The organism is Psychromonas sp., from assembly GCF_983033635.1.
The window spans coordinates 6,572-11,117 of sequence record NZ_CEZLMY010000095.1; the positions used below are offsets into that span (position 1 = coordinate 6,572).

The following is a 4,546-nucleotide window of genomic DNA, read 5'->3' on the forward strand; positions in this document are numbered from 1 at the left end:
CACCGTGATGATATGCTGGCAACACTGATGCTAAATATGTTTTTTGGCGGCAAGCTAAAATCCATGCCGGCAAAATTAGTTTCAGATAATGGCGAGCATGTTGTTATCCGCCCTCTTGCTTATTGCAAAGAAAAAGAGATAGAGCAATATGCAGAGCTTAAACAGTACCCCATCATTCCTTGTAACTTATGTGGCTCACAACCTAATTTACAACGTCAAATCACTAAAAACATGCTCAATGAATGGGATGACAAATTTCCAGGTCGTTTAGAGTCTATGTTTACAGCAATGCAAAATGTTGTACCCTCGCATCTTTGTGATACGACACTTTTTGATTTTAAATCTATTACTAAAGACTCCGGAATTATAAACGGGGGCGATATAGCTTTTGATAAAGAAGATGTACAGCACACAATTGAGGAAACGAACTCAATAGAAGCACAATACTACAGTCAACAGCAAACACTGGAAATTAAAGAACTAACTTAAAAAATATTTACTATATAGCTTAGAAAATCGAATAAATATTATTGATTAGGTTTGTTTTAGATCAGTTTATTGTTTTTTACCCTAATTTAATTACAGTAAGTTGTAAAAATAAGTAGGTTTCGGCAAATAGTCATTTATAATCAACACAGTTTTAATAATTTTAATTAATAACAATGGAGAACACCATGAGAACACCTCTTGTAATGGGTAACTGGAAATTAAACGGTACTAAAGAATCTGTATCTACTTTAATCAAAGGCATCGAAACTGCTGCTGACGCTGCAACAAACGTTGAAGTTGCTGTATGCCCACCAGCTATCTTTATTGAACAAGTTGCAGGCTTAGTAGCTGATAACAGCATTGAGTTTGGTGCTCAAGATGTAAGTACAAATGTTGAAGGTGCTTACACTGGCGAAACATCTCCAGTAATGGTTAAAGAGTTTGGTGCTAAATACAGCTTAGTTGGTCACTCTGAGCGTCGTCAATACCATAACGAAACTGATGCTGTTGTTGCTGCAAAATTTGTTGCTATTCAAGCACACGGTTTAGTTCCTGTATTATGTATCGGTGAAACGCTTGAAGAACGTGAAACTAACGTTACAACTACTGTTGTTGAAACTCAACTTAAAGCAGTAATCGACGTTGCTGGTATTGATGCGCTTGAAAACTGTGTAATCGCATACGAACCAGTTTGGGCTATCGGTACTGGTAAAGTTGCTACTTCTGAGCAAGCTCAAGAAGTTCACGCTCATATCCGTTCATGGTTGGCTGAGCAAAGCAAAGTTGTTGCTGAAAAAGTACAAATCCTTTACGGCGGTAGTGTTAAAGCTGCAAGTGCTAAAGAGTTATTTTCACAAGCTGATATCGACGGTGGTTTAGTTGGTGGTGCTGCATTAATTATTGAAGAGTTTGCTGGCATTATCGAAGGCGCTAAATAAGCCTTTTATACTCAACAAATAAACACAAGGCGCTTTTAAAGCGCCTTTTTTTTACTTTTTCACTTACAAACTTCAGCCCTATTTACACCTTATTCATCTTAGTAGAATGCAAGATATACATCTCTCTCTATTTACTCTATATTATATTTAATAATATCCATTAATTATTGACAATATATGTCATGATCATGATATGATTATTTATAACATTTTTTTTACAACTATCTTGGAGAGCGTATGAATTCACCTATGTTTAATACTCAAACACAAACTCAAGGCCGCACTGTCTCAATTAACAAAGTGCTGAAAAACACTTATATTTTGCTGGGTATGACGCTGGCCTTCTCTGCATTAACTGCAACTATCGCAACTATGATAAATATTGGTTCAACAGCTTCATTAGTTCTTATGCTAGTGGGTTTTGCTCTGTTATTTGTCGTTTCTAAAACAGCCGATTCCAGTAAAGGTCTGTTCTGGGTATTTATGTTCACAGGTGTGATGGGCGCATCACTGGGCAACATGCTGAATCATTATTTAGCGATGGAAAACGGTGCTTCACTGATTATGCAGGCATTAGGCTCGACGGCACTTATATTCTTTGCCCTGTCGGCTTATGTATTAACATCACGTAAAGACTTCTCATTTATGGGCGGTTTCTTGATGGCCGGTATGATTGTTGTAATTATCGCCATGATTGCAAATATCTTTTTACAAATTCCAATCATGCAGGTGGTTATCAGCAGCGTTGTAGTATTAATCATGTCAGGTTTCATTCTTTTTGATACCAGCCGTATTATTAACGGTGGCGAAACAAACTATATCCGCGCAACTGTTTCGCTATATTTAAATCTGTTTAATCTATTTATCCATCTATTACACTTATTAAATGTTTTAGATGATTAATTATCTCTACCTTATTAATAAATAATCTCTGCGATAACATTGCCTTGGCTATTAACGCCAAGGCAATATCAAAAATTAAAAATCAACACACCAAAAAATATTATCCCTTCACGTAACGAATCTGTTTGCAAATTTAGCTATGGTTAACGCTGCACGTTACTATCGCCAATAGTTTACAGCTGCCCATCGCTGATCGTCTGCGTGTGACTATAAGCCATTTTAGATAAATTCCTCACCGCCCAGCGAAAACCTTTCCCTTTTTAAACAGATTAGCATTACATTTGATCATTAAATTAAAACAAAAAAGCCCCAACCGTGAGGCAGAGGCTTACTGTTGTCGTTCTTAGAAGAGTATTGTTAGTTCAAGAACGGACTGTTATTTGCAATTTTACCCGGTGCTGCGGTAATTGCGCCGTTAAGAACATAAACGGCAAGTCCGGCATCACCCCCCGTTGTCACATTAAAGGAGATACTGCTGCCATCGGTGGTAATACTATTACCTGTCACGGCATCAATATAGGTACCAGGTAAGACATTTCTGAAACTGAAGCTTGCCTGACCTACACCAACCAGAACAAATGAGTCAATATCAACTCCACCTACATTACCGACAAAACGACGACGGTAACGTGCCCAGCCGCCGTCAGCATCAGCAACACTATACTGCCCCATCTGCAGCGCCGGAATTGCGTGGCGTATTTTGTTCAATCCCATTAAATGCTGCGCTAAATCATTACTCAAGGTATTGCTTACTTCACCGCTTGCTTGATATTCACCAAAATTACTTGCAGTCACCGTCCCTTGTAAATGATCACCAAAGTATGAACGCCCTGTTTTCTCTAATGACATTTCAGTTCCTTGGCTGCCGCCACCAGGCCAGTCATTTGGTTTATCCGCTGCAAACTGAATTTCCGAACCGTAATAAACAATTGGAATCCCACGGAAAGTAAAGAGCATTGACCATAATGGCGCAAAATCCCCCTGATAACGAGTTTCACCTTTATTTGGGCCATAATCATGTGAATCAGCATACCAGGTCAGGAATGTTGCATCGTTGTATGCAAAATCATTACCCAATGCGGCGTTATAACCGCCACCATGGCCATTAGTGAAGCCATTATGAGACACCATATCAATCACTGAAAAATGGTATTCTGCATCACCGTTGGGTGCCATTTCACTGTAATCAGGCGTGCGGTACTCATTGCCGTTAAGCATATGATTATCACTGCTTACATCAAAGTTATTATTGTCCCAGGTGTAGTTCTGCTGACGTAACTGCGACGTTTTATCCGTAATATTACCAACAAAGTTTGCCACTTCACCGAACATAAAGAAATCAGAGCCACCACGTGCAGATTCGCTTTCTTTGGCGATGCGGTTAAACTCGGGCCAGTACATATCGTTGAGCGTTTTCTTGTCAATATGCATTACGGTATCAACCCTGAAACCATCAAGGCCCATACGGATATAACGTCCATATGCCTCGACAAGATAATCACGTACTGCTGGATTCTCTGTATTTAAATCTGGCAGATCTTCATGAATATTATTCAGATTTGCATTTGGATAAACATCAAACGAATCTTCACTTCCAAAGCCCTGGCTGTGGAACCATTGTTTAGAATTTTTGTATTCTTCATAAGTTAGAGGACGGCCTTGATAGTTATCCATAGTATAAACATAGGACTGATTTGACGGCCATTGATACTTCATAATCCCCTGCGCATCAACTTGGTCCAAATCATAGTTAGCTATATCAGTCGCATTAAACGGACGACGACTTGGAATGCGTTGATAAGGCGGAATGGGTTCACCATCAATAGTACCTGGAGATGTTAAACCATCATATTCCCAACCATTTGGAAATTGCGACTCACCTGCTAGGTACTTAGCTTCATCCCAAACCCAACCGGCCCACTCATCAGGAAGCGGGAACAGCTTAGGATCGCTGTTATATTTGATTTCAGCTTTACCCTTCACACCTAAACGGCCTGTATGGTTAAGTACAATATCGAGGTAAACTTTCATATCACGCGAATGCGCTTCTTCAATAACACGTTGGAAATCAAAACCAGGAGAAAGCAGGCGCTCATCTTCTTTGGTAAAGTCGTAAGCGTGATAGCCGTGATAAGCTAAATCGCCTGCATTTTGTACAACCGGCGTTATCCAGATAGCAGTAAAACCAAGGGCTTTAATGTAATCCATTTTTTTAA

Annotated in this window: 4 protein-coding genes; 3 read left to right on the forward strand and 1 reads right to left on the reverse strand. The window is 39.3% G+C overall.

Annotated features, from left to right (window positions below; translation table 11 throughout):
- The 3 genes from AC4GME_RS12380 to AC4GME_RS12390 form a co-directional block, all read left to right on the forward strand.
- Positions 1-489 (forward strand): tRNA 2-thiocytidine biosynthesis protein TtcA (locus AC4GME_RS12380; RefSeq protein WP_490379473.1); only part of this gene is annotated, 489 nt, incomplete at its 5' end.
- 185 nt (positions 490-674) lie between these two features.
- Positions 675-1,427, forward strand: coding sequence for a triose-phosphate isomerase (tpiA, locus tag AC4GME_RS12385; RefSeq protein ID WP_490378124.1), 753 nt, complete (start codon positions 675-677; stop codon positions 1,425-1,427).
- 237 nt (positions 1,428-1,664) lie between these two features.
- Complete coding sequence (locus tag AC4GME_RS12390; RefSeq protein WP_490378123.1) at positions 1,665-2,330, forward strand: Bax inhibitor-1/YccA family protein; 666 nt, start codon at positions 1,665-1,667, stop codon at positions 2,328-2,330.
- 357 nt (positions 2,331-2,687) lie between these two features.
- On the opposite strand, the gene AC4GME_RS12395 is transcribed toward AC4GME_RS12390, so the two are convergent.
- The coding region (locus tag AC4GME_RS12395) for an alpha-amylase family glycosyl hydrolase (protein ID WP_490379474.1) at positions 2,688-4,546 on the reverse strand (1,859 nt) is incomplete at its 5' end.

Coding starts and splice junctions, on each gene's coding strand:
- tpiA (WP_490378124.1), top strand. CDS start 675: ATGAGAACACCTCTTGTAATGGGTAACTGGAAATTAAACGGTACTAAA.
- AC4GME_RS12390 (WP_490378123.1), top strand. CDS start 1,665: ATGAATTCACCTATGTTTAATACTCAAACACAAACTCAAGGCCGCACT.